Source organism: Caldibacillus thermoamylovorans (assembly GCF_000751775.1).
GTDB classification, from domain to species: Bacteria; Bacillota; Bacilli; order Bacillales; family Caldibacillaceae; genus Caldifermentibacillus; species Caldifermentibacillus hisashii.
Window position 1 is genome coordinate 1 of the sequence record NZ_CCRF01000035.1, and the last position, 24,799, is coordinate 24,799.

The 24,799-nt window shown below is 36.3% G+C and carries 23 protein-coding genes and 1 pseudogene; 17 read left to right on the forward strand and 7 right to left on the reverse strand.

Features of this window, described 5'->3' with window-relative positions:
- The 3 genes from BT1A1_RS19240 to BT1A1_RS17360 form a co-directional block, all read left to right on the forward strand.
- Positions 1–197 (forward strand): hypothetical protein (locus tag BT1A1_RS19240; RefSeq protein WP_231553287.1); only part of this gene is annotated, 197 nt, incomplete at its 5' end.
- A 173-nt stretch (positions 198–370) separates the two neighbouring features.
- Positions 371–1,198 carry a recombinase family protein gene (locus tag BT1A1_RS04180; protein ID WP_197057073.1) on the forward strand — a complete coding sequence of 276 codons (828 nt, stop codon included), beginning with the start codon at positions 371–373 and terminating at the stop codon, positions 1,196–1,198.
- Between the two features lie 82 nt (positions 1,199–1,280).
- On the forward strand, positions 1,281–2,054 hold the full coding sequence (locus BT1A1_RS17360) for an HNH endonuclease (protein ID WP_051988996.1): 774 nt from the start codon (positions 1,281–1,283) through the stop codon (positions 2,052–2,054).
- A gap of 117 nt (positions 2,055–2,171) precedes the next feature.
- Here the strand turns inward: BT1A1_RS17360 and BT1A1_RS04190 are convergent, their stop codons facing one another.
- The gene (locus tag BT1A1_RS04190) at positions 2,172–3,296 is read right to left on the reverse strand and encodes an IS4 family transposase (RefSeq protein WP_034768464.1); all 1,125 of its coding nucleotides are present in this window, start codon (positions 3,294–3,296) and stop codon (positions 2,172–2,174) included.
- Positions 3,297–3,758: 462 nt separating this feature from the next.
- Between BT1A1_RS04190 and BT1A1_RS04195 the strand changes: the two are divergent.
- The 7 genes and pseudogenes from BT1A1_RS04195 to BT1A1_RS04225 all read left to right on the forward strand — a co-directional run bounded on the left by BT1A1_RS04195 (position 3,759) and on the right by BT1A1_RS04225 (position 9,981).
- A pseudogene (locus BT1A1_RS04195) lies at positions 3,759–5,329 on the forward strand (recombinase family protein).
- Between the two features lie 170 nt (positions 5,330–5,499).
- A complete protein-coding gene (locus BT1A1_RS04200; protein ID WP_015009204.1) occupies positions 5,500–5,835 on the forward strand; it encodes an ArsR/SmtB family transcription factor in 336 nt (111 codons plus the stop codon).
- Positions 5,836–5,848: 13 nt separating this feature from the next.
- Positions 5,849–6,208: an arsenite efflux transporter metallochaperone ArsD gene (arsD, locus tag BT1A1_RS04205; RefSeq protein WP_014097257.1), complete on the forward strand. Its 360-nt coding sequence runs from the start codon at positions 5,849–5,851 to the stop codon at positions 6,206–6,208.
- Between the two features lies 1 nt (position 6,209).
- A complete protein-coding gene (gene arsA, locus BT1A1_RS04210; protein WP_034768465.1) occupies positions 6,210–7,982 on the forward strand; it encodes an arsenical pump-driving ATPase in 1,773 nt (590 codons plus the stop codon).
- Positions 7,975–8,505 (forward strand): DUF2703 domain-containing protein, encoded by a 531-nt coding sequence (locus tag BT1A1_RS04215; RefSeq protein ID WP_034768466.1) that lies wholly within the window; start codon positions 7,975–7,977, stop codon positions 8,503–8,505. The genes arsA and BT1A1_RS04215 overlap by 8 nt, the downstream gene beginning before the upstream one ends.
- Before the next feature lie 6 nt (positions 8,506–8,511).
- On the forward strand, positions 8,512–9,570 hold the full coding sequence (gene arsB / locus BT1A1_RS04220) for an ACR3 family arsenite efflux transporter (RefSeq protein WP_014097260.1): 1,059 nt from the start codon (positions 8,512–8,514) through the stop codon (positions 9,568–9,570).
- Positions 9,571–9,579: 9 nt separating this feature from the next.
- Positions 9,580–9,981: an arsenate reductase ArsC gene (locus tag BT1A1_RS04225; RefSeq protein WP_034768468.1), complete on the forward strand. Its 402-nt coding sequence runs from the start codon at positions 9,580–9,582 to the stop codon at positions 9,979–9,981.
- A gap of 362 nt (positions 9,982–10,343) precedes the next feature.
- Here the strand turns inward: BT1A1_RS04225 and BT1A1_RS04230 are convergent, their stop codons facing one another.
- Together BT1A1_RS04230 and BT1A1_RS04235 are read right to left on the reverse strand one after the other, a co-directional pair.
- Complete coding sequence (locus tag BT1A1_RS04230; protein ID WP_034768470.1) at positions 10,344–11,879, reverse strand: multicopper oxidase family protein; 1,536 nt, start codon at positions 11,877–11,879, stop codon at positions 10,344–10,346.
- Between the two features lie 510 nt (positions 11,880–12,389).
- A complete protein-coding gene (locus BT1A1_RS04235) occupies positions 12,390–13,370 on the reverse strand; it encodes an SDR family oxidoreductase (RefSeq protein ID WP_034768472.1) in 981 nt (326 codons plus the stop codon).
- Between the two features lie 348 nt (positions 13,371–13,718).
- Between BT1A1_RS04235 and BT1A1_RS04240 the strand changes: the two genes are divergently transcribed.
- A complete protein-coding gene (locus BT1A1_RS04240) occupies positions 13,719–14,252 on the forward strand; it encodes a dihydrofolate reductase family protein (RefSeq protein WP_034768474.1) in 534 nt (177 codons plus the stop codon).
- A 546-nt stretch (positions 14,253–14,798) separates the two neighbouring features.
- On the opposite strand, the gene BT1A1_RS04250 is transcribed toward BT1A1_RS04240, so the two are convergent.
- Positions 14,799–15,524, reverse strand: coding sequence for a type II toxin-antitoxin system prevent-host-death family antitoxin (locus tag BT1A1_RS04250; RefSeq protein WP_034768477.1), 726 nt, complete (start codon positions 15,522–15,524; stop codon positions 14,799–14,801).
- Between the two features lie 206 nt (positions 15,525–15,730).
- On the opposite strand from BT1A1_RS04250, the gene BT1A1_RS04255 reads away from it, so the two are divergent.
- The 3 genes from BT1A1_RS04255 (at position 15,731) to BT1A1_RS04265 (ending at position 19,019) form a co-directional block, all read left to right on the forward strand.
- The gene (locus BT1A1_RS04255) at positions 15,731–16,480 is read left to right on the forward strand and encodes a GNAT family N-acetyltransferase (RefSeq protein WP_034768479.1); all 750 of its coding nucleotides are present in this window, start codon (positions 15,731–15,733) and stop codon (positions 16,478–16,480) included.
- A gap of 22 nt (positions 16,481–16,502) precedes the next feature.
- The gene (locus tag BT1A1_RS04260) at positions 16,503–16,862 is read left to right on the forward strand and encodes an MmcQ/YjbR family DNA-binding protein (RefSeq protein ID WP_034768481.1); all 360 of its coding nucleotides are present in this window, start codon (positions 16,503–16,505) and stop codon (positions 16,860–16,862) included.
- Between the two features lie 111 nt (positions 16,863–16,973).
- Positions 16,974–19,019, forward strand: a complete 2,046-nt coding sequence (locus BT1A1_RS04265; protein WP_034768483.1) for a DUF4179 domain-containing protein — start codon at positions 16,974–16,976, stop codon at positions 19,017–19,019.
- 84 nt (positions 19,020–19,103) lie between these two features.
- On the opposite strand, the gene BT1A1_RS04270 is transcribed toward BT1A1_RS04265, so the two are convergent.
- Together BT1A1_RS04270 and BT1A1_RS04275 are read right to left on the reverse strand one after the other, a co-directional pair.
- Positions 19,104–20,468 carry an MFS transporter gene (locus BT1A1_RS04270; RefSeq protein ID WP_034768486.1) on the reverse strand — a complete coding sequence of 455 codons (1,365 nt, stop codon included), beginning with the start codon at positions 20,466–20,468 and terminating at the stop codon, positions 19,104–19,106.
- A gap of 312 nt (positions 20,469–20,780) precedes the next feature.
- On the reverse strand, positions 20,781–21,386 hold the full coding sequence (locus BT1A1_RS04275) for a GTP pyrophosphokinase (protein WP_156103176.1): 606 nt from the start codon (positions 21,384–21,386) through the stop codon (positions 20,781–20,783).
- A gap of 229 nt (positions 21,387–21,615) precedes the next feature.
- On the opposite strand from BT1A1_RS04275, the gene BT1A1_RS04280 reads away from it, so the two are divergent.
- Positions 21,616–21,819 carry a hypothetical protein gene (locus BT1A1_RS04280; RefSeq protein ID WP_034768487.1) on the forward strand — a complete coding sequence of 68 codons (204 nt, stop codon included), beginning with the start codon at positions 21,616–21,618 and terminating at the stop codon, positions 21,817–21,819.
- Between the two features lie 61 nt (positions 21,820–21,880).
- On the opposite strand, the gene BT1A1_RS04285 is transcribed toward BT1A1_RS04280, so the two are convergent.
- A complete protein-coding gene (locus BT1A1_RS04285; RefSeq protein ID WP_034768489.1) occupies positions 21,881–22,804 on the reverse strand; it encodes an AEC family transporter in 924 nt (307 codons plus the stop codon).
- A 191-nt stretch (positions 22,805–22,995) separates the two neighbouring features.
- Here BT1A1_RS04285 and BT1A1_RS04290 point away from each other — a divergent pair, with 191 nt between their 5' ends.
- Both BT1A1_RS04290 and BT1A1_RS04295 read left to right on the forward strand, forming a co-directional pair.
- Positions 22,996–23,934 carry a WD40/YVTN/BNR-like repeat-containing protein gene (locus BT1A1_RS04290; protein ID WP_034768492.1) on the forward strand — a complete coding sequence of 313 codons (939 nt, stop codon included), beginning with the start codon at positions 22,996–22,998 and terminating at the stop codon, positions 23,932–23,934.
- Positions 23,918–24,784 (forward strand): hypothetical protein, encoded by an 867-nt coding sequence (locus tag BT1A1_RS04295; RefSeq protein WP_034768494.1) that lies wholly within the window; start codon positions 23,918–23,920, stop codon positions 24,782–24,784. The genes BT1A1_RS04290 and BT1A1_RS04295 overlap by 17 nt, the downstream gene beginning before the upstream one ends.
- Positions 24,785–24,799: the final 15 nt, after the last annotated feature.

Here is a 24,799-nt window from a genome sequence, read left to right on the forward strand (position 1 = left end):
TCTACACTAGCTGTTCAAGCATTGATAGAGCAAGGTTTATAGGGTTTCACTTAAGTTTATTTTATGTTAATAAACAGGTGGTACCCTTTTTGTTATTGGCTTTAGATGCCCTGAAAATCGGGGTTGAGTTGATAGAATGGATTTTGGATGGGGGAGTTGACAGGATAGATGTAGGGCATAAAATGTGTTATATTTAGACTAATCATATAGTTAAAAATTGCATTGAATATCATTAGTCTAAAAAACATAAGTGCCAGGAGGTAAGGAGATGCCTGATCAACGTAGAGTTCACTTTATTCCACCAAAACCTGTGAAACGTGAAAAGCGAGTAGGCATTTATTGTCGAGTAAGTTCCAATAGCGCTGAATAATTGAATAGTTTAACAAATCAAGTATCTGCTCTAACTAGATTAACAGCATCGACCCCTAACTGGTTATTTGTTGATACGTATATAGATATTGCTTCAGGAAAAGCGAAGTCTAACCGTAAAGCATTTCATCGTCTGATAAAAGATTGTGAATCCAAAGACTTAGAAATTGTGATAACGAAAAACATTAGTCAATTTGGTAGAGATACGGTTGAAGTGCTTGAAGGGTTGAACAAACTAAGAGAACTGGGAGTACGTGTTATTTTTGAACAAGAAGGCTTAGATACAGCGGATACGGATAGTGCTTTAATGATTACAATTATAGAATCCATTGCGCAAGCGGAAAATGAATCTAGAAGTGAAAATATTAAATGGGGATATAAACGTCATGTCGCCCAAGGAACTTCTAAACTATATAACAGGAAATGCTATGGCTATGAAAATGATGAAAATGGTCTGCTAGGTATAAAAAATGAAGAAGCTAGAAATGTTCGGTTGATTTTTGAGCTGTATTTTGGCGGATTTAGTATTATAGGTATAAAGCGGGAATTAGAAAAACGTGGAATAAAAACACCAACAGGGAAAGAAAAATGGAGTAAACGAACCATTGATGTCATGCTTAGCAATGAAAAATATATTGGTGTAGTGAGGCTATTGAATGCCGGGGAACATCAAGAGCATTATGTCTCTGAAAATAATCATCCAGCAATCATTTCAAAAGAGCAATTTGAAGCGGTGCAGATTGAAAAGAAGAATAGAAGCAATGTTGTGAAAACTGATGATGGTGTAAAAAGAAAGAGTAGGAAGTACAGTTCGAAGAGAGAGAAATAATAAGCTGAAAAAATATTTGATAAAAATCTAAGCTTGTTCGATTTACTTTGACAGAAAAATAATGTAAAGGGCGGACGATAATTTGGAAAAGGAAATAAATTATTATCCAACTAATGCACAAAATTTTACCATTGATGAATGGATTTATATGTTACAAGAAAATAGTGGTTTTACTCCGGTCTTACTTGAGGCACTTTATGTTTTAATTATTGAAATGGAAGGTAAAGGATCCGCTAAACAAATATCAGAAATTACTGGGCGCTCATATCAAGTATATAATTCATCTATGGCTCAAACAGTTAAAAGGCTAAGAAAAAAAGGTTATGCATTTGTAGCTGATGTAAGGAAGAACAGTAAAAAGGAAAGGTATTGGAGTCATTTTTTTAAAGGATATTATGAAAGGGAACTATTTATTTGGGAAGTGAAAGATACTTTAGAAGAAGCATTTATGAAATACATGCGAAAGTTTGATGTAGGCGGTATCCACACTCATGATAATGAAGTAGCGAATGAATATGAAACTGTCGAAGGAATGAGACGGCATCGTATTCATTATCAAATCGAACGTAATTCAGAAATTATAAATCTTGCAAAAAGAGAATTTATCGAAAAACATGGAGAACTTTTTTGTGAAGCATGCAACTTTTCATTCAATAAAATATATGAGATTGATTTCATCGAAGCACATCATATTCTCCCCTTACATAAGGGGAAAAGGGTGACTAAAAAGATAGACTTAATTATGCTGTGTGCAAATTGTCATCGTGCAGTACATAATAAAAAATGGAATGATAAGCCGATAGATGATTTTTTGGAATACATGAAAAACCACTACCGTCGCATAAATTGTGTCTGAATTTTCAGTTTTATTTTCCTAGACTTTAGAGAAAAAACGAAAACACCTAAGCGAGGGTAGTAAACATCCATTTTTTTACTATAACCTATGACTTGTGCAACAACGACTGGCAAACCTTTATGGGACGCCGTTTCCTTCGATTTTTCGTAGCCAAATGTGAGCGGATTTCCACAAAGAAGCCTTCAAATAGTGACTAATTTGTAAGTAACTGCGTTCGCTATTCGTGTTCAACTGAGCTAAAACATTCAGACAGTACACTATCATGGCTACGTACACTTGATTATGTACAGCTTGTTCACTGTGACCAAAAAACTTTTTAATGTTCAGATGTTGTTTCATCCATTTGAAAAAAAGTTCGATTGCCCAACGTGATTGGTAGGTTTCTGCAATTTCATCTGCGTCAATGTCAAACCGATTTGTCAGTAAATGAAGCTCATTTCCTTTTGTATCATGCAATTTGAGTAAGCGAAACACGTTTTCAGAACGATTTTGTGGTGTTCCAATGACAACCATTTCATCAGAGAATACGGGTGAATCTTCTGGTAACGAAAAGGATTCTAACACTCGGACAACAGCGTTTTTACGCAAACGGGTCACAAAGAAATAGCCATCTTCCGTCATTTGATCAAAGCGCCCATAATCCAAGTAACCACGATCAAACACGTACATGCATTCTTTGTCATCCACGAATACTTCTAGTTGACCACGATCATGTTCGTTGGCATTCGTGAGTACGGCTTTATCTGGATAGGAGAGTCCTTTTTCCATAAAAACAAGTCGTAAGTGAAGCTTTACTCCTGATTTTGTTTTTCGAAACTCTGCCCACTTATGATTGGTCAAATTAAGCGGTAATATACTCGAATCAATGATTTTCAAAGGCGTTGTCACTTTTCTTCTTGTTTGGAAATTGGTTTTCCGATGAATTTGTGCCACTAAATCGAGAAAAATCGTTTGAAAGAACTCAGTTGGGATGGTATTGATTCGTCTCCCTAACTGTGAAAAACTAATCGATTCCAATCCCGTTGCTCGTTGTAATTCTTCTAAAAAGACAGCGTCACTCAACGCCCGTAAACTCTCGGTTTCATGGAGTTGGGCATACAAAAGCAGTTTCATAAATGAAGCCATATAAAGCTTCTTGGTATAGTGATTTAATTGATGTGTTTTCACTAGGTCGTCAAATAATGGACGATTAATCGGTGAAAACCATTGTTCAAATGATGTTTTTCGTGTAAACTTATCCATGGTTTTGTCCTTTGTATTGGATTTGGATGGTTTACTACCACCCAACCATTATAAAGGATTTTTTTGTGTTTGGATTATATTTCAGAAAATTCGGTTTATTTTAAGGTGTTAAATTATTTTAATGCGACGCTAGTGATGAAAAACAAATTGATAAAATATTAATTCATATTAAATAGCCTAATCAAAAAAGGGTATGTTGACTTGACGGAAATGATGGTAAATTACGTAAATACAAGCGTTATTCCTGTTAGACAAAGATGTGTAGAATAGCCTAAGTACATCACGTTGAGTGCGTGGTATTGATGTCAGGGGTTGAGTTGATAGGTTAGATTTTTTATTGGGGTTGAGAAGGCAGGATAGATAATTAAAAAGATACCACAGGACAAGTAATTCAGAAGTATACAAATCCTTTTACACAAGCGGAATATGTATACAGCTTAATAGAAAGTGAGGTGCAGCAAGATGGCAGTTAATAAAAATGTAATGATTATACCTGCAATAAAACGTGTAGGCAACAATCGAAAAGAAGATGAAACACCAAAACTTCGGGTCGCTGCTTATTGCCGAGTTTCTACAGATAGTGATGAGCAGGCTAGTAGTTACGAAGTGCAGATTGAACACTATACAGAGTTTATTAAGAAGAATTCAGAGTGGGAATTTGCAGGGATCTTTGCTGATGATGGTATCAGCGGCACAAATACAAAAAATCGCGACGAATTTAATCGAATGATTGATGAGTGCATGGCTGGGAAAATTGATATGGTTATTACCAAATCAATAAGCCGATTTGCTAGAAATACCTTGGACTGTCTACAATACATCAGAAAACTTAAAGCTAAAAATGTTGCGGTATATTTTGAGAAAGAAAATATCAATACACTGGATGCCAAAGGTGAAATTATGCTTACCATTATGGCATCCTTAGCGCAACAAGAGAGCCAGTCATTAAGCCAGAATGTAAAGCTTGGTTACCAATACCGATACCAACAGGGAGAGGTAATGGTCAATTGTTCTAGGTTTTTAGGATATACCAAAGATGAAAATAAGCGATTAGTAATTGTGCCGGAGGAAGCTGAAATAGTTAAAAGGATTTACCGAGAGTATCTTGAAGGCTCAAGTATGGATAAAATCAAAAAAGGACTTGAAGCTGATGGCATACTTACGGGAGCGGGGAAAAAAGGTGGCATACCAGTACTATAAGGAAAATATTAAGCAATGAAAAATACATTGGTGATGCATTGCTCCAAAAAACTTATACGGTAGATTTTCTTACAAAAAAGAGGGTTGTAAATAACGGAATCGTACCTCAGTATTATGTAGAGAATAACCATGAAGCCATTATCCCGCGTGAAATCTTCATGCAGGTACAAGAAGAGTTAGTTCGTAGAAGTAGAGGACATATAAGTACTAGTGGAAAGAAAAGAAACTTTAGTTCAAATCATGTATTTTCACAAATTATCTTCTGTGGAGAGTGTGGCGAAATATACCGTAGAGTTCATTGGAATAACCGAGGTAAAAAATCGATTGTTTGGAGATGCGTCAGTAGACTTGAGAATACAGGGTTAGCTTGTCATTCTCGAACTGTACAAGAGGACATGATAGGCTTAGCTACGGTGGATGCAATTAATAAGCTACTTGGGCAAAAAGATGACTTTTTGATTACCTTAAAGGAAAATATAGAAACTGTGATAAGTGAAACGGACAATAATTTAGTGTATGAAATAGATAAAAGGCTCGAAGAATTACAAAAAGATCTTTTGCAATTGGCCAATTCTAAAGAAGATTATAATGATATAGCCGATGAAATCTATAGGCTTAGGGATGAAAGGCATAAAGTTTTAGCAGAAGAAGCCGGAAAAAAGGGTTCTAAGCAAAGACTAGAAGAAATGGTTGATTTCCTAAATGAAAAACCCACCCTCCTCGAGGAGTATGATGAGCAACTAGTAAGGAGACTTATAGAGAAAATAACGGTCTATGATGATAAACTAACTATTGAATTTAAATCTGGTGTAGAAATTGATATAGAAAAATAAAACGAATTTGACCGCCGATTAAGGGGCTGTGGCATCTTGGTCGGCGGTTTTTGTAATTAACTTATTACAATTACAAAATCATATTGACAACTATCGATATGCTTGATATTATTGTCATATCGAGAACATTCGATGTCATTGATACATATGAATATATAGGAGGTAATTTCATGAAACATTCATATGCAGATTATGTTCCTGCAATTAAGGCTATGTCAGATGAAACACGGTTAAAGATTATAGATATGCTATCGTGTGGAGAAATGTGCGCATGCGATATATTAGAAGAATTCAGTATTTCTCAATCCACTCTTAGTTATCATATGAAGATATTATCTGAAAGCGGTCTTGTAAATGCAGTACGTGATGGGGCTTGGATGAGATATACATTAAACAAAGAAAAAACGGATGAGGTTATAGCTTTCTTTACATGCATAACAAACGATAAAGAAGATTGTATTTGTAAAAAGAGCAAAAATAAAAAATCTGATAATCAATGTTGTTAAGGAGGATTTAGTAATGAAAAATATTGAGATTTTTGACCCAGCAATGTGTTGCTCGACAGGAGTTTGTGGACCATCTATTGACCCAGAGCTGTTAAGAGTAGCAACTGTTATTAATTCGCTTAAAGAAAAAGGGATTATTATAAAAAGGCATGGTTTGTCAAGTGAACCTCAGGATTTTATCTCCAATAAAGTTATAAGTGAAATTCTACAAAAGGAAGGAGCAGATATTCTTCCTGTAACACTGGCAGATGGTGAAATTGTAAAAACCAAAAGCTACCCAACAAACGAAGAGTTTTCAGAATGGTTAGGGGTGGAAATAAGCACAAAACCTCAAAAGAAGAGCGGCTGCTGCGGACCAAAGGGGTGCTGTTAAGATGTTAAAGAATAATTATGAGCCATTTAGTTTAGATGGGATAAATCTGACTAAGTATATGTTTTTCACAGGAAAGGGTGGTGTAGGTAAAACCTCAACCGCTTGTGCTGTGGCAGTAAATTTAGCTGATAATGGAAAAAGTGTTCTCCTTATAAGCACTGATCCTGCATCCAATTTGCAGGATGTTTTTAATACTGAGCTTGATGGCAAAGGTGTGCCGATTGATGGAGCGCCGGGTTTAGTTGTGGCGAATCTTAACCCAGAGGAAGCTGCCAGAGAGTATAGGGAATCGGTTATTGCTCCATATAGGGGGAAGCTGCCGGATAGTGTAATTGTAAATATGGAGGAACAACTCTCGGGTTCATGTACTGTTGAAATTGCCGCTTTTGACCAGTTTTCGAACTTCATCACTGATAAATCCACAGAGAATAAATACGATTATATTATTTTTGATACTGCTCCGACAGGGCACACACTTCGTATGCTGCAATTACCATCAGCGTGGAGTAATTTTATCAGTGAAAGTACACATGGGGCGTCATGTTTAGGTCAGCTCGCTGGACTTCAAGATAAAAAGGATATGTATAAGAATGCGGTTGAAAACCTTGCAGATAAAGATAAAACAACTTTGATATTGGTATCAAGGCCGGAGGAAACTCCTTTGATTGAAGCTGAACGTTCAAGCCATGAGCTTAGTGAGCTAGGGATAAACAATCAGGTTTTAGTTATCAATGGTATACTGAGTGAAGCAACTGACGATGTTTCGATTAAAATGTTAGATAAGCAGCAAAAGGCTTTGGAAAATATGCCACAGGGTTTAAAAAAGTTTAAGATTTTCACTATACCACTTCGTTCCTATAACGTTGTAGGTATTGATAATATTAGAACATTTTTATATAGTGACGAATACACAAAAAATAGTATTTATAGCAAATCCTTAAATTTAAGAAACCTAGATGTTCTGATTGAAGATATTTATAGGGCAGGTAAAAAAGTGATATTTACAATGGGCAAAGGCGGTGTTGGAAAAACAACTATTGCTGCAACCATTGCAGTGGCTCTTGCTAGAAAGGGTGTTAAGGTACATTTAACATCTACAGACCCAGCTAATCATCTCAAATATGTGGTTGAAGATACTGAAAATATTAAGCTAAGTAAAATAGATGAAAAGCAGGAACTATTGCGATATCAAAATGAGGTATTAAGTAAGGCTCGTGAAACAATGAGCGAAGATGATGTTGCTTATGTTGAAGAGGATTTACGCTCTCCATGCACACAGGAGATTGCAGTATTTAGAGCATTTGCTGAGATTGTTGACAAGGCTGAAAACGAAGTTGTAATAATTGATACTGCACCAACGGGTCACACGCTTCTGTTGCTTGATTCTACACAGAGTTATCATAAAGAGGTTCAGAGAACAAAAGGTGAAACGCCAATATCTGTTCAAAGATTACTTCCAAGACTTCGGGATGAGAAACAAACAGAGGTTATTATTGTTACATTACCTGAAGCAACACCGGTATTTGAAGCTCAGAGACTGGGTGATGACCTGAATAGAGCGGGAATTAATAACAAATGGTGGGTGGTTAATCAGTGCCTTTCATTGACGAATACTAAAAATAGTATGTTAATAGCTCGCGCTGATGCTGAAAAGCAATGGCTGGAAAAAGTTAAGCAAATAAGTTCTGATAACTTTGTTGCAATCCCCTGGTTTCAGGATGCATCAATTGAAAATATAGTGAACTTTTCTGGAGGTAGTAAAAGTGATGAATAAAAGTGATGCTGGCTGTTGCTCTTGTGGCAGTGGCTGCTGCGGACAAGAACAGAAAAAAAGGCAGATTATAATAGATTTTCTTTATCTTGATCTGAGTGTATGTAAGAGGTGTCAAGGAACTGAAACTAATCTTGAGGATGCAGTTAATGAAGTATCAACGGTATTAAGAACGGCAGGGTTTGATATAGTGGTGAATAAGATTAATATAAATTCAAGGGAGTTAGCCATTGAACACCATTTTTTAAGTTCTCCAACCATTCGTGTAAATGGCAGGGATATTGCTCTTGAGGTTAAGGAATCTTCCTGCAAAGAATGTGGAGATCTATGTGGTGACTCTGTGGATTGCAGAGTTTGGGTGCAGGATGGTATAGAGTATACGGAACCACCAAAATCCATGATTATTAACGCAATTTTGAAAGAAGTTTATGATGGCCATAGTTCAATCCCCTTGACAAATGAGAAATATGAAATCCCACAAAACTTAATTACATTTTTTGATAGCTTGGAAAGAAAGGAGGATTGATTTAACATGAGTAAGGAACAAAATAGTGGAATTGGATTTTTTGAAAAGTACTTAACCGTATGGGTTATTTTATGTATGTTTGCAGGGGTATTGATTGGAAAGTTTTTACCTGGAATACCAGCGTTTTTAGGACGTTTTGAATATGCAAATGTATCAATACCAATGGCGATTTTAATCTGGCTTATGATATATCCAATGATGCTAAAAGTAGATTTTCAAAGTATTAGAAATGTAGGCAAAAATCCTAAGGGGCTTTTTGTTACATGGATAACCAACTGGTTGATAAAGCCATTTACTATGTTCGGCATTGCATGGCTGTTTTTCTTTGTAATTTTTAAATCTCTAATTCCGGCAGAATTGGCACAAGACTATCTTGCGGGAGCAATACTTCTTGGAGCAGCACCGTGTACAGCGATGGTATTTGTATGGAGTTATTTGACCAAAGGCAACGCAGCTTATACCGTCGTGCAAGTGGCAACAAATGATCTTATAATTCTCATAGCTTTCACGCCTATAGTTGCGTTTCTTCTAGGTGTGGGCGGCGTAACCATACCCTGGGACACTCTTATTTTATCTGTAGTATTGTTTGTTGTTATCCCGCTAGCTGGTGGCATAATTACCCGTAATTACATCACAAAAAGGCGAGGACTCGATTACTTTGAGAATAGCTTTATACCGAAGTTTGGGAATGTCACCACCATAGGTCTATTGCTAACATTAATAATAATCTTTTCATTCCAGGGCGATGTAATTCTGAATAATCCACTGCATATTGTTTTAATTGCTATACCATTAATTATTCAGACTTTCCTAATCTTTTTCATTGCATATCTAGCAAGCAAGGCTATAAAACTTCCTCATGAGATAGCAGCGCCTGCTGGCATGATTGGCGCCTCTAACTTTTTTGAACTGGCAGTTGCCGTTGCGATTGCATTGTTTGGAACTCAAAGCCCAGCTGCACTTGCTACCATTGTAGGAGTTCTAACAGAAGTGCCTGTTATGTTGATATTAGTAAAGATAGCGAATAATACAAGACACTGGTTTCCAGAAAAATCAAGAAAGTAGGTATGGCCAATGAGTAATAAACTAAAGGTTGCATTTATATGTGTTCATAATTCATGTCGAAGCCAAATAGCTGAGGCACTTGGTAAGCACTTTGCAGGAGATATATTTGAAAGCTACTCTGCTGGCACAGAAACAAAACCTCAAATTAACCAGGATGCTGTGCGCCTAATGAAAGAACTTTATGATATAGATATGGAGAAAACTCAACATTCAAAGTTGCTTGATGAAATACCTCCAGTAGATATTGTTATTACAATGGGGTGTAATGTGGAATGCCCTTACTTTCCATGTAAACACAGGGAAGATTGGGGGTTGGATGATCCTACAGGTAAGAGTGATGAGGAATTTAAAAAAGTAATCTCAACAATAGAAACAAAAATAAAAGAGTTAAAAGCAAAACTAAAGTCATAATAATTATAACGCCAATTACAAATCTAGTAGTTGGCGTTATAATTATATATGTCGATATGTTCCCGCCTACCGATAGTGCAAAAAGTGCCTTTGACTTGTTTCCGACTACCGACAATGTAAAAGACATCAAACCAACCGGCTCGTTGCACGTGGAGTGTGTTGCCTTGATGTCTAGGGTAAAGAAATAGGGCTATTCAAAGCACTGAGAAATAAAGGGTTTTCTGACATTGCAGCCTTCTCTCGGGAATTTTGTCGAGAATGTTCATGTCAGGAAGCCCTTATTTTTATTCTTGGAGGAAACATATTGGATACATTAAGAAACGTCCCGGTGATTCAAGTTAATTTTGACAGGTCACTGCTTATTATCGGATAACAATATATGGTCTCATCATCTCATAATCCTCGTGCTCCAAAATATGACAGTGCCATATATATAACCCGGTAAATGGTCCGAACTCCATGATTATTCGAGTAACTTGCTTCGGATTAGCTCGAACGGTATCTTTCCATCCTCGTTCTTGTGGTTCCGGCGGCATTGCCGGACCTGTATATTCGATAACTTTCTCCTTGTTAAACTTATCAACATCGAAATTTCTTCGGTCAAGTATTTGAAAATCAATTAAGTGAAGATGAATTGGGTGTGAATCATCAGTTACGTTGATGAGGTACCATATTTCGGTTGTCCCTAATTTTGGGTTTTCTGATATGGGTGCATCCCATGGTTTATTGTCCAATAGCATCCATTCACGACCGTACTGATCCATAGTATCATTTAATGTTAGGTATCTTATCCTCGTAACTGACTGTTCCTTTATTTTTGGAACAGGTACCATATAAGCCGGAATTGTACTAGTGTCAACACTTGATAAAGGAAGAGTTACTCTAAATTGCATCACTTGACCAACCGTTAATGGATCCGGTTTGTCACCCCCTGGAAAAGGAGCGGGGGCATCATTTGTCATGATAATATTCTTCCCTTCTAAATTGGTAAAATCAATGATCACATCTGCCCTTTCTGCAGGGGCTAACATGATTTCCCTGATACCAATTGGATATTCCAGCAACCCTCCATCAGTCGCAATTTGATACATAAATTGTCCAGAATCAAGCTTAATCCTATAGAAACGAGTGTTGGATGCGTTTAAAAGCCTAAAGCGGTATTTACGTGGTTCCACTTCTAAATAAGGCCATACTTTACCATTTACTAGAATCGTATCCCCAATAAATTCAGGAATAATAGACGTTTCTAATTCAGGAATCGGTTTTTCTGGTTGCTTTGGGTAGTAAAGAGAACCATCCTCATTAAATGTCTTGTCTTGTATCATAAGAGGAATCTCATATTTCCCACTCGGTAAATTCAATGAACGTTCCCGATTTTCTCTGATAAGATAAAATCCTGCTAAACCTGCATAAATATTTAGCCTCGTAATACCAATCGTATGGTCATGATACCATAAAGTGCAGGCATGATTACAATTATCATATCGATATATTTGCTTTCTAAAATAAGGCCCCACTTGTTTGAATCCCTTTGTAAACCAAGCCTCTGGGTAGCCATCGCTTTCCCATTCAACACAAGCACCGTGTACGTGTACGACTGTTCTTACATCAGGCACGTCCCAATGGGCACCATGAACCGTATAATCGATTGGAAAAAGATGCTTATCAGGAAGATTGTTAATCCATTTAATAAACACTTTTTCTCCACTTTCGACTTCAATTGTAGGTCCTGGATATCCATTTTCGTACCCCCAAACAGTTGAGTTATTTAACTGACTATGAAGTGATTGACTGAATTCAGTCATATTTACTTCGTAGTAAGTATAAAACTGATCTTTCCATCGAGGTTTTAAAATAGGTGGAATGGGCAGTTCGTCTACAAATTTAGAGAGAATCATAATTCGCCTCCTTGATTTAAAGGGTCATTAATGCAAGAAATTTGCCACCCCCATAGTTTTAGATTAATTGGAGACCTCTTTGCAGTGTCTTGACGAAGGGGTCCACCTTATATTGACCCACACACTAAATGACCTTGGATAAGCAAGTCATGGTTATCAAAATGTTTAATAATCGTGAGGACGACTGTAAAAAGTCGTTTTAAAACCGTTATCCTATTTTCTGATTAGTCTAAATAGATAAATTGAAGGTTAGCATAACTGCGAACCTTAAGAAAAAATTAAATGGACTTCTACACTGTGTATAGAAGTCTTTTTGTTTGTTATTATTTAGATTATTGGATAATTCAGCTCGTAACTTGGGTAGCAATAGTATGGTGGTCTAAGTGCGATTTTAGACATTGGCCAGGAATCTTCCATATAGACCATCTTTACTTTTTCATTGGAATGGTTTACTAGCAATAGCTTTACTTCTGGATTAAATTCATATCTCAAAATGGTAACCTCCTTCCATTAGGAATGAGTGGATTCGCCCCCGTCAACATGAAGAACTTGACCAGTAACAAAACGAGAATCATCAGAAGCAAGATAGACATAGGTTGGTGCGAGTTCAAATGGATGGGCAACTCGTTCCATTGGATTAAATGCTCCATATACGGCGACTTGGTCTGACGAGAAACTTGCTGAAATAAGTGGAGTCCAAATTCGGCCGGGGGCGACGGCATTAACTCGGATCCCTTGTTTTACGACATTTTTAGCTAAGGCACGTGTCCAACCAACTATTGCGCCTTTTGTGGCAGTATAATCAATCATTTGCTGCTCACCTACATACGTCACCACTGAAGAAGTGCCAATGATTGAACTGCCTGGTTTTAAATAAGGAAGCGCTGCTCTTGTTGTGTAAAAATGAGAGTATATATTAACTTTGAAGGTGTCATCGAATTGTTCATCTGTAATGTCAAGCAGACTTAGTTGTTGGAATTGGATACCAACGTGGTTACAAAGAATATCGAGACGTCCAAACGTATTTACTGTTTGTTCTACAATGGAGATACACTGTTGTTTGTCTCGCAAGTCGCCAGGTAGCAGTAAACAACGTTGTCCGAGTTGTTCAATCCTCGTTTTTGTTCTATTTGCATCCTCATGTTCATCTAAGTATGAAATGGCAACATTTGCTCCTTCTTTAGCAAACGCAATTGCTACAGCTGCACCAATACCACTGTCACCTCCTGTAATAAGTGCTACTTTTCCTGTTAACTTCCCACTCCCTTTATAGTTCGGGTTTTCGATAATTGGAAGGGGTACCATAAATTTTTCCACTCCGGGATGGCGTAGCTGGCGCTGTTCAGGTAAACTTATCGGAATTTCTTCGTAACGTGTTATTTTCCCATAGTTGGGGTACATGGGATAAGGATGAGTTTTCATATTCGCTTTAAACATTTGTTGCATTTGCTTTATTTGGTCTAATTGACGACTTTGATCCTTTTGATCCATGGAAACCTCCTATAGAAATGATTTTCTTTTATAGAATGTTTATGCTGTTCACTAAAAATAAAGTATAAAAATTGTGGAAAAAGTTGTTTGCTTTCGACACATAAGCGTATTCTTCTTCAAAAGAGAGACCTTTTTTCTTTATTGAACTGACCTTTAGAACAAAGCGCTTTACTCAACATTCTACCCCTTTAACGGGTCAACTTATTGTTAATTAACAGTCTTTAATTGTGTTAGTATTATGTAAAATCTATATAGTTAAATGATGCGTCACAACAAAGCATTAAGTTATAATAAATATAGTATTTGATTAAGCGTCCCAATGTAAGAAAAAGTGAGGAGCGTGAGGGAGTGGATAGAAACATAATTCTCTATATTGCAGTGAGTTTAGACGGGTATATAGCAAGGACCAATGGAGCAGTTGACTGGCTAAGTGGTAGTAGTGGGGATCCAAATGTAGATTTAGGATTTGAGGAATTTTATAGTTCAATAGATACGGTTGTAATGGGTAGAACAACATATGAACAAGTTATTAATGAATTATCGCCCAATGTTTGGGTATATGAAGGTAAGAAATGTTATGTAGTAACAACAAAAAATTATGAACCTGATAGTAGGGCAGAGTATATATCAGAGGATATTACTGCGTTTATTAAAAATCTAAAAAAACAACAGGGGAAGGATATATGGCTTGTTGGCGGAGCAAAGTTAATTGATCAATTTATTAAACAAAACTTGGTAGATAAGTATATTATAACAATCATACCAACAATTTTGGGTGAAGGGATTCCTCTATTTTTAGGGGAAAATCCAGAAATTCAACTTAAACTTATTGGAACAAAAACGAATGATGGTATGGTTGAACTTATGTACGTGAAAAGATGATATTAAATCATCTATTGATAGGGTTGTAAAGTATTTAAAATCCATTAAAGAGGGTTACTTGAAAAAACTAGGTCTCATTTTAAAAGAAAAGCGAGGAGTATTATGGGCACTATAAGCAGTGTCCAAAATGTGGATCTAAAAATACATTGAAAATTTTGTATGGTATGCCAACCAAGGAAGTTTTCCAAAAGCAGAAGCAGGAGAAATTAAACTAGGTGGATGCAGAAAAATAGTTGGTGGCCCAGAATACTACTGTAAAGATTGTGAGAGTGAATGGAATAAAGAACAGGCTGTTGATGCTGCTTATCATAAAATCAAGGGACTAAAAGCGTCATTTGGCGGTTACTTCGAAGGCTATTACCCCTGATTGGTTTTATTTTTTGATGATTTCAGCGGATATTCCGGCTACAATGACATTTGCGGGTGATGTTCCACTCCGGATAAAAATTTTAAAAAGCAGTCCTACATTTTTATTTAAAAAATGTAAAACATCCCATCTTCATTTGTTTTTTCAAGAAGATGGGGTTTTTGATAGGAAATATATGTTCATCTAAAAATTCGCTGCACGTCTATTTTTAATTTCTCAAATAGATAAGACTGAGCCATTTCGTTCTGTTTGTAGGTCGTAAATTCTTGAATATTCTGTTCGTCAAAAAGATACACAGTGATTTCCTTGTTGTCAGGATTCACAATCCAATATTCCTTCACGCCACAAGACATATAGAGATCGAGTTTCTTAATCAAGTCCTTTCTTCTTGTCCCCTTGGAAAGCACTTCAACAATTAATGTTGGAACCCCTTTGTAATAATCGTTGTCATCCAAATTTTCTTCCAGGTCACAAATCACCATTATATCCGGTTGCACGATATTGATTTGTTCTGGTGTTCTCCTGAGTTCAATATCATAGGGGGCAACTATTGGCGTGCAATTGCTTCCTTGAAAATAATTGTAGAAACTCCCGTAAATTTCCCCAACTGCTATTTGATGTGCAGTTTTTGGTGAGGCAAGTAAATAAATTTCCCCATCAATGTACTCATATCGTTCATCGGACTCCTGCCATAATTGCAAAAATTCCTCATAGGTTGCTTTTTTACCGTAGCCATATAGTGGTACACTTTCATGAATTTGATTTACGGCACTACCGAGTTGATCACCCAAGGCGGTAAGTTTTGCAATTTCAGTACCATTGCGGGTGATAATAATATCTTCCTGTGCAGCTAACATTAAATACTTTCCAAAGTTATTTTGTAATTCAGTGGAGTTGACCTTCATTTTAGCAGTACCTCCAATATTAGTTAAAGTAGCTAATATAGCTAATAATAATATACAATTAGAATGGCTATGTTTGCAAATGATGTGAAGGGAGTTCTGAAGCCAAAATGATGATAGAGTTCTGATAAACGAAACCTGTGACTCTTTTACAACGTATATATTAAGCGTATTTAATCATTCTTAACATGAAGATGGAGGTGGAAAAATTGGGATTTATTCAAATAACCAAAGGTAATATCGAAACCGAACATATATGCTGTGCTTTAGGGGCAAAACAGTATGAACATGCAGTTAGCGAGAAGAAAAAGTGGCTGACGGAACGAATGGATGAAGGGTTAGTTTTTTATCGTTTAGATGAACGTGCAAAAGTATTTATTGAATACTTGCCTGCTGAAATGGCTTGGGTTCCTATTGATGCACCGAATTATATGTATATTAACTGTTTATGGGTTTCAGGAAGACATAAAAATAATGGGTATGCCAAGCAACTGTTAGACTATTGCAGAAATGATGCCATTAACCGTGGGATGGATGGGATTGTACATATTGTAGGGAAGAAAAAATATCCGTATTTAAGTGACGGGCGTTTCTTTGAACATATGGGGTTTGAAATAGTAGACCAAGTAGAACCATATTTTCAATTAATGGCATTGACATGGAATAAACATGTTGTCCCTTCTTTTAAAAAACAGGTAAAAACCTTTTCCGGTGATGAAGGGATAACGATTTATTATACTGTGCAGTGTCCATTTGCTGTTGGTATATTGGAAGAACTAAGAAAAATAGCAGAAAACAAAAATGTGCCTTTTAAAACGATTAGAATAACAACGAAAGAAAAAGCACAAAATTCACCAACAATCTTGACAACTTTTGGTTTGTTTTATAACGGGAATTTTATTACACACGAAATAATCAGTCCAAACAAATTTGATAGATTATTATCAAAACTATTGTAGGAAAAAAGGAGAATGAATTATTATGGATAAAACTACCATTGAAACTATTTGTTTAAATCTGACAGGAACTATTCAAGATTATAAAAAAGAGTGGGAAGCTACTCGCTTTCTAGTTGGCAACAAAATGTATGCAATGATTGGTGGTGATTCAGAAGGGAAACCTATCTTAACCTTAAAATGTGACCCAAATCGTTCAGAAGAATTACGAGCGAATCATGATAGGATTATCCCCGGATACTATATGAACAAAAAACACTGGAACTCAATTTACTTTGATTCGAGTATATCAAGCGAGTTAGTTGAAAAACTAATCATCCATTCTTATTCCCTTGTTTTACAAAGTTTACCTAAAAAAATACAAAAAGAGATTAGTCAATCATAATGAAATCTATTTTTCCATTAAGCTAAACCTTATTTATTGAGTTAGACACTTTCATAAGGACTGATATGGGGGACGCTGAACTAGTTTCCATGTCAAAGGGGGGGCAATCGAATGGTTCCAACAACAAATGAAAATCTAATTATTCCTATAGATAGAAAAAGTCTGGAATCCATAGCTGATTGGTTCGATCAACAGAAAAACCGGTTCTATCCGCTTGGTTGGACCTATGTTAAAACGCAGCGGCAAATGGAAGAATTATTTTACCGGTCTATAATGAAAGTCCACAAAGAACTACATCGATTGAAAGGCGAAACCGATTTCGAATCATGGGTTACATCCATTTTTATACATATTTGCAGGGAGTTTACTACTGATATTAGTTTACTAGCTTCGGAGGAAAATAACCCGCATAATGATTTATTTCAAGCTCTTGACCAATTAAATATGGAAGAGAAAGAAGCACTGGTACTTACATATGTGAGCGGATTCCCATATGAAAAAGCGGCCCACCTTCTCCAAGTTTCAGTGGAGAAGCTGAAAGAGCTTTTGTTTTCCGGCATACAGTCACTTAGAAAAGAATTGGGGTACGGATCAACTTTTCATGGGTGTAAGGAGTATCAAAAGGATTATACCTCTTACTTAGATCGAACGATGGAGCGGTCGAAAAAGATTGAGTTTGAAATTCATGTTTATCATTGTCAAAACTGTCAGGAGGATTTAGGGACTTTTCAGGATGTCCGTATCTACCTTACTGAACAAAGTAAAGAGTTGCCTATTCCCACCGGTTTCATGAAAAATATTAAAGCTAGGCTGGCAGAAAAGGAAAAGAAAAGGCGGCAAAAGATCAAGAAACGTAATAAATGGGTTTTTATTTTTGCAGTTGTATGTACATTAATAATCGGAATCGGTTTTTTTACCGGGACTTTTGCAAACCTTTACTATACATGGACGGTAGAAGATCAAGAATTGCTACCCTATCTGCAACATGATTTTGGTGAGATGCTGAATCTGGAAGCAGAAAGTAATGGAGTGAAAGTTAAGATTAAAAGCGCAATATCAGATGAGTTCCAGACGCTCATTTTTTATGAAATTGAAGATACAGAAGCAGACAATCAATATGGAATCATGTTTGGCGATGGGGTTTTTGTGGAGAACGAAATTGATTTGATGAATACGGATGTCTATCCCCTAAATTACCCGCCTGACCTTGAATCGGCTATAAATAAAGAAAAAAAGAATGTGTACCATGGAAAAATGGGTTTATTTCCAATCAGAGAGGATAACGGAACAATTAAACTGGTGATTACACAGTTAATGAAATTGAATGATGCCTCATCAAACCCGGATGAAGTTTACGATGGAAATTATAAAATAGGAGAGTGGGAATTTGAAATCCCTGTGAAAAAACTTCCCACCAAACAATATACATTGGATGAAGAAATAGCAGTCGAGGGAGTCCCGATGCGATTTGATAAACTAATTATTGCACCAACAGCAACGATTCTGCAATATAGTATTAATGCTATACAGCCGGAAAAAAATTTAAGTAGTATTACTTTTGACAAACTGGTAGTGAATAATAAAAAGGTGATTGCAGATTTATATGGTGGCGCTTTTATTGATGCGCAGGAGGGCATGGATTGGAGTACTTATCAGGCTTTCTTTGAACCATTTTTTGGGAAAAAACCAAAAGAAGTCAAGGCTCAATTGAAAGAAGCTTTCCTAACAGTTGAAGACCAAAAAATCGTTGAATTGGATCCGTCTCAGAATTATCCGCAAACCTTTGCATATGCGGGCAGTACAATCACCATCGAAAAGGTAGAAATTGGAAATCCATCCAAAGTTGTTATAAGTGATGATAATATTGAAAATCGAACATATGAAACGCTGAACCTCGGTATAAACGGTGATGAAAATATTGAAATGGGAATGAGAGACGATGGTGTGATTGTTGATAAAAATGGCAACAAATACGATCCGATTGATGATTTAGTCAAGTATGAAGAAATCGAACAACCCCGTTATTTCGTAACAAAATATGACATCAGTTTACAAAGTGACAAAGCCGGCGAAGAAGTGGTTCCGAAAAGACTCGAAATTTATGGCTATAATACGACGAAATACTTGAACAATGTCGTAAAAATATCATTGGATTAACATGGGACAGTTTTGTTGTCTTTTTTTCCAGTTTACTCGTAGACGGTGCATGGGCTGTAACGGGTTATCCGGATTTAAGTAAGTTTATGTAGTTTTCGCGCTCTTTTTCATCTGTTTTATTCTAGGGTATCTTAATGAAAGACCCACAACGATGATACAAAAAATAATGCAAACAATCGCAACAATATGGAGATGTTCCACGTCTAAATGCCTGTTAAAGACAATCCCAAGTAAACAGGATGACAGGATGGAACCAATATAACGGCTAGTTTGGAAAAGACCGGAAGCAGTTCCGGTTTCTTCCGGCTTAACTTGTTCGTAAAGTGCCGTTTGCATAGAAATGTTATTAAAACCATTACTCATTCCGAGCACAGCCATGATGATCAGTAACCATAAGATTGGAGAGGTTTCATTTAAACTAAGTAATAGTCCCGTACCAATGAATAAGAATCCGGCACCCAAAATTAGAGAAGGTTTTGAACCGTGACGTTCAATTAATCGTCCTGCCAAAGGTGCAACAATAACACCAAAACCGGCTAATGCCAGCATAATGAGGCCAGTCTGTTTCTCGCTATAATGGTGTACTTGTTGGAGAAACGTCGGAAAACCATAAAAATAGCAGTAATAAACAAGATTGATACAGATAAATTGTATATAAACTAAAGAAACATTCAGATTCGTCTTTAAGGCAACTACATCGATAAAAGGTTCCTTCCGATTTTTTTCATACATGTAAAAAATAAAACTAAAAATGAAAAATACGAACAATGCCGACCAATGAATTTGTTTCTCTAATGAAAGCAGGAAGAGAATGAGCGCTACTATGGAAATAATAAATAACAAAATTCCGCCCACATCAATACGTTCAAGATTAAATTTTCCCTGGCCTATACTAGGTAGGATGGTTATCGCTAAGACAATGGATAAAAGAATAAACGGAAAATTTACGATAAAAATCGCCGGCCAATCCCACGAGTCAATGATGAAACCACCAATTGAAGGGCCAAATGCTGCAGATGTGGTAGAAAAAATTGATAGAGTAGATAATGCTTTGGCTTGCCCTTCTGTAATACTTGTTCGAACAATACTCATTCCGCTTGGAAATAGAGCAGAACTTCCAATCGCTTGCAATGCACGGCAACTTAATAAAAAAGCAAAATTCGTTGAAAACGGAGCGAACCCGCAAGCAACAGCAACAAGTAAAAGTCCGGTCAAAAACACTTTTTTCGGACCAAACATATCACTCAATCTCCCCATAACAGGTTGCCCAACCGCACTTGCCAAGTAAAAAACAGAAATCAGCCATGTTGCATCAGCAAATGTTAAACCAAATTCGTGCTGCATTCGTGTTAAAGCTACGGATATCATTGATGAATTTAATGGATTTAGCAATGTGCCCAGACCGATTGTTAAAACAAGCAGCCATGGCTTACGTATTGAATTATTCATATTAATCACCTAGCATTAAGTTATCCTGAATAAAAAAATCAATGCAATGAAAAAAACGAAACTGAGAAAATAAAGTAAAATGACAATCAGTAAGGGCCACTGATTGCCGGGTGAAAATCTCAAGCCTACTTTTACAATGCGCCGTTCAGGCCTGCCTCTTGACTCAAATTTTTTAATGCGCTAATGACAATAAGTTTGCCTTTACAGGTCCGGCTTAAGAAAGGAACTCGGAAAATTTAGCTAATAATTCTGTTGTAAAATGATGATTGTTTTTTGAGGCATCATGTGCTTTTAAAATATTAATTTCGCTGTTCAATCTTCCATTTTTTTATCCAGCTCTGCAGCCTGTTGTGCGGCGTCTCTTAAACTATCCTGTATGTGCTTAGGGATTTCTTTGTTATATTTATAGTATATTTTATGTTCCAAGCTAGCCCAGAAATCCATTGCAATCGTTCGAATTTGGATTTCAACATAAACATGTTCCATTCGGTCAGACATAAAAATCGGAATTTTCACGATGAGATGTAGGCTGCGGTAGCCGTTTGCCTTTGGATTCTTGATATAATCTTTTATTTGAACAACTTCTACATCTTTTTGATTTTTTAACATATCTCCAATTTTATAAATATCTTCTGTAAAAGAACAAATAATACGAACGCCGGCGATATCTCGAATATTTTCTTTAATATCTGTTAACGAAGAGGTACAACCTTTTTTAATCATTTTATTTATGATGCTTTGCGGTGATTTAATCCGGGACGTCACATGTTCAATCGGATTATATTCATGGATGAGTTCGAACTCTGCCTGTAAAATTTCTACTTTTGTTTCAATCTCTTTTAAGGCAAAACGATATTGTAATAAAAAACGAGTTATCTCCTGTTGTAATTCTTTTAAATTTGGTATATTTTGTATCATTTTTCTTCTGATCCTTTCAAGTCCAATTCTTCTTTCAAATTATATCATATAGGAAATTATGTATCGAAATTTATCGTTATTTAAAAATATCCAATTCATCTGCTTTCAGGTAGTGTATAATATTCTTACAAAATAGTAGTAAATAGAATTTAGTAGTTTTGTGACGGAACACAGCTGAAGTGTGGACAAATGCGTATTTCCAAAAACAAATAATATAGAAGGTGATCTGATGAAAATAGGAATGAGAAAACCTAGCTTGAAAAAAAGAGTTGCAGCCAGAACGAGTATAAAAAGGCAACTCGTTCATCGTGCAGGTTTAAAAATGCCAAGAGGTTATGGCTGGCTACGCAACCCGAAAAAATATACCTATAACAAAGTGTATCATAGAACCACTTTTGATATATTTAAGTTATTGAAAAAGCTTTTTAAGTAATGGTTGGGTAAAGGGTTAGATTCTTCTAACGAGAAAACCACGGACTTTGCGGTAGGCTTGGTCAGTGCACCCAAACAATAATAATCGGCAAAAAAATGAATGAAAGCAAAGTTGTCCAAAGAATCGTCTTTGTGACAATTTGAGGTGATGCATAAAATTTTTGGGCCAGTATTCCTGCATTGACAGCGACAGGCATGCAGGATAAAACAAATAAAACCGAATGTAAAATACCGTCTATTTTTAAAAGAAACAAGCAAAGTAAGGAAATGATTGGCGCGATAATCATTCGGATGCCCATCCCGGTCCAAAAAGTAACCTGTTCTTTATTTTTAATGGATGAAGTTTTTACATTCATCATTTGCATTCCCAAAATAGCCAAAACAATCGGTGAATATGCAGCTGAAATCATAGAAACTCCTGTATCAATGGGTTCAGGTAAATGAATTTGAAACGACCGTAATAAAAGTGCAAGCAATGAAGCGTAAATAGCCGGTAAGGAAAAAACAGATTTGATCGCTTCCTTTATACGAAAATGTGAGCGGGCTGCAAAATAGATTCCAATTGTATTAACAATCACCATTTGCAAAACAATATAAACGGTGGCTTTGTCCAAACCGGCTTGACCAAAAGCAAGAAGAATCAAAGGGATTCCATAATTCACACTGTTGGTAAACGCGGAGATAAGTGTCAAACTGGCCGTATCACTGGAAGAAAGCTTAAATAGTTTTCCAAATCCATTTGAAACAGCCCAAAGGAATAAAAGGCTTAACAAGGAATAAGCTAATGTCAAATATACATCATGGTACGAAACGTCTGCTTTCATTAACCTTTCAAATATTAACACCGGCGTTAAATAATATAGAACCAATGTCACAAGAGGCCCTATGTCGATTTGTTTATAACGATCTAATAACACTCCTGCAATAACAGGTAGAGATAGTGGAACAATAACATGAAATAGTGTCGTAAAAAGTTCTTGTATCATAAAAAATCCCTTTCCTATCGTTATTAATTCGAATCTTGATGAAAAAATATATTTCGATAGTTTTACTTGATAAATACATATATTTCGCTATTTCTATATAAAAATCCTTCTAAGTTTAGATGGTGATTTTTCATCTACAGTTTCTCAACATATTTTTTAAATATAATGCTGAATTGGAGGAAGTGCTTCCTTTGAAAAAATTTGTCATTACGATCAGTCTTGTAATGGTCATCGGATTATTACTTGGAATTTTCTTTTATAATCAAACGCCTAATCAAGCTTTACCGGATATCGATCCACAACCGGAGGAACAAAGCATAGATGAAACACCAACACAACCTGAACAGATTCAAGGAATTTATCTCAATGAACAAATCGGATACTCCCTGCAGAATGACCGGCTTCAAATTACTTTTGATAAAGGGAAAAATTGGATCACCGTCCCTATAGAAAAAGATCAATTGTTTGCCGGCGAATATAATGGGAACAAACAGGAATTGATTGATCATAGTTATCTATTGACAGAAAATCGGACTGCCTTTTTATATGCCGAAGAACCGAGTTGGGATAACGAAACGATTCGTATCCTATTTACACTCGATCAAGGGAAAACTTGGATGAACTCGGTCGTTACCGAACATTACATGGGTGTACGTTTCCGAAAAGTAGGATTTGTAGATGATCAATTCGGGTATATTATCATATCCGGCGGGCGGACGATGTCACAAGAAGGTTCCAATGTGTTCTTAACATTTGCCGGCGGCCAAAGTTGGCAGGAAACGAATAATTCGGGCGTTAGTCGACTTATTGCAGACGGGGGCTTTGTTGATGCAAAGATCGGTTTTCTGTCTTTTGGGACGATAAATCCGGAAGCACCGGAATTATACGTAACTCAAGATGGCGGAAATACTTGGAAACAAGCAACGGTAAATATTCCATCCGAGTACGACAAAATTTTTGTGCAATCAGAGACACCGTTTATAGAAGATGACCATTTAGCAGTTTTTGTGAATCAAGGTCCGAATGGCGACTATAAAGGTGGTTTAGTGAAGGGAAAATTTATTTCTACAGACAAAGGAAATACATGGGCGTTTTCAATGGAGGTGTCCCCGGATGAAGCAAACAAGTAAAAAAATGAACCTAATCGTGGGCTGGATACTGTTTATCTTGTCTATTGGGATTTTTTTCTTGCAAATAGGTTTTTTATTCTTTCATGAGCGACTACAATTTGAATATATAGATAATCGACTTTTTTATGTACTTAACATGATATTTGTTATTTGTTTATTTATTGCCATACTGCAACTTTTGAACTTAGAGAAAAAATGGAAGGTTTTTGGGGCAGTCGTTGTTTTAATATTTATGATTCCCAATATTACGATGATTTCCCAGACGAATAAGGAGATAAAGAATATTATCAGTGTTTCGCCAAACTTTCAACATGTCCTGTCTTTAAAAGAAAATACGAAGACCGGGGAAACATATTACTACCGCTCCTATTTTGGTATTTTGGGACGACCGAAAGAAAAACTGCCCTATCAAACGAACGGCAGGTTTAAAGTGGATTGGTTAACAGATGATATTGCAGCAGTAACCTATAAGGCAAAGGACAAAACTGTACATCAATATATTGGTACATATGGCGATCGTGGAACCGGCATATCTTATTATTATGTTGCGGCCCAAATTTATGGTGTTTGGCAAGGGAAAAATGCTAGAATTACGAATGAAACAGAAGGTCTGTCTGTCACGGTAAATGGAAGGACAGAAATTTATAAATGGGATCAAGTCGTCCAGTTCGGAACATTGGCGATTGTGTTAATGAAAAATAACGAAGCGGTTTGGACGATTGCCTTAAATAAAGACTTCAATGTTGAAGCTGCAGAAAAGGGAGAAACACCAGGTACCATCCTTTTGTACAAAGCAACGATGGGAAAAACGGAACCTATTCTCTTAAAGCGAATAAGTAGTTCCATGTAATTAAGAATAATATAA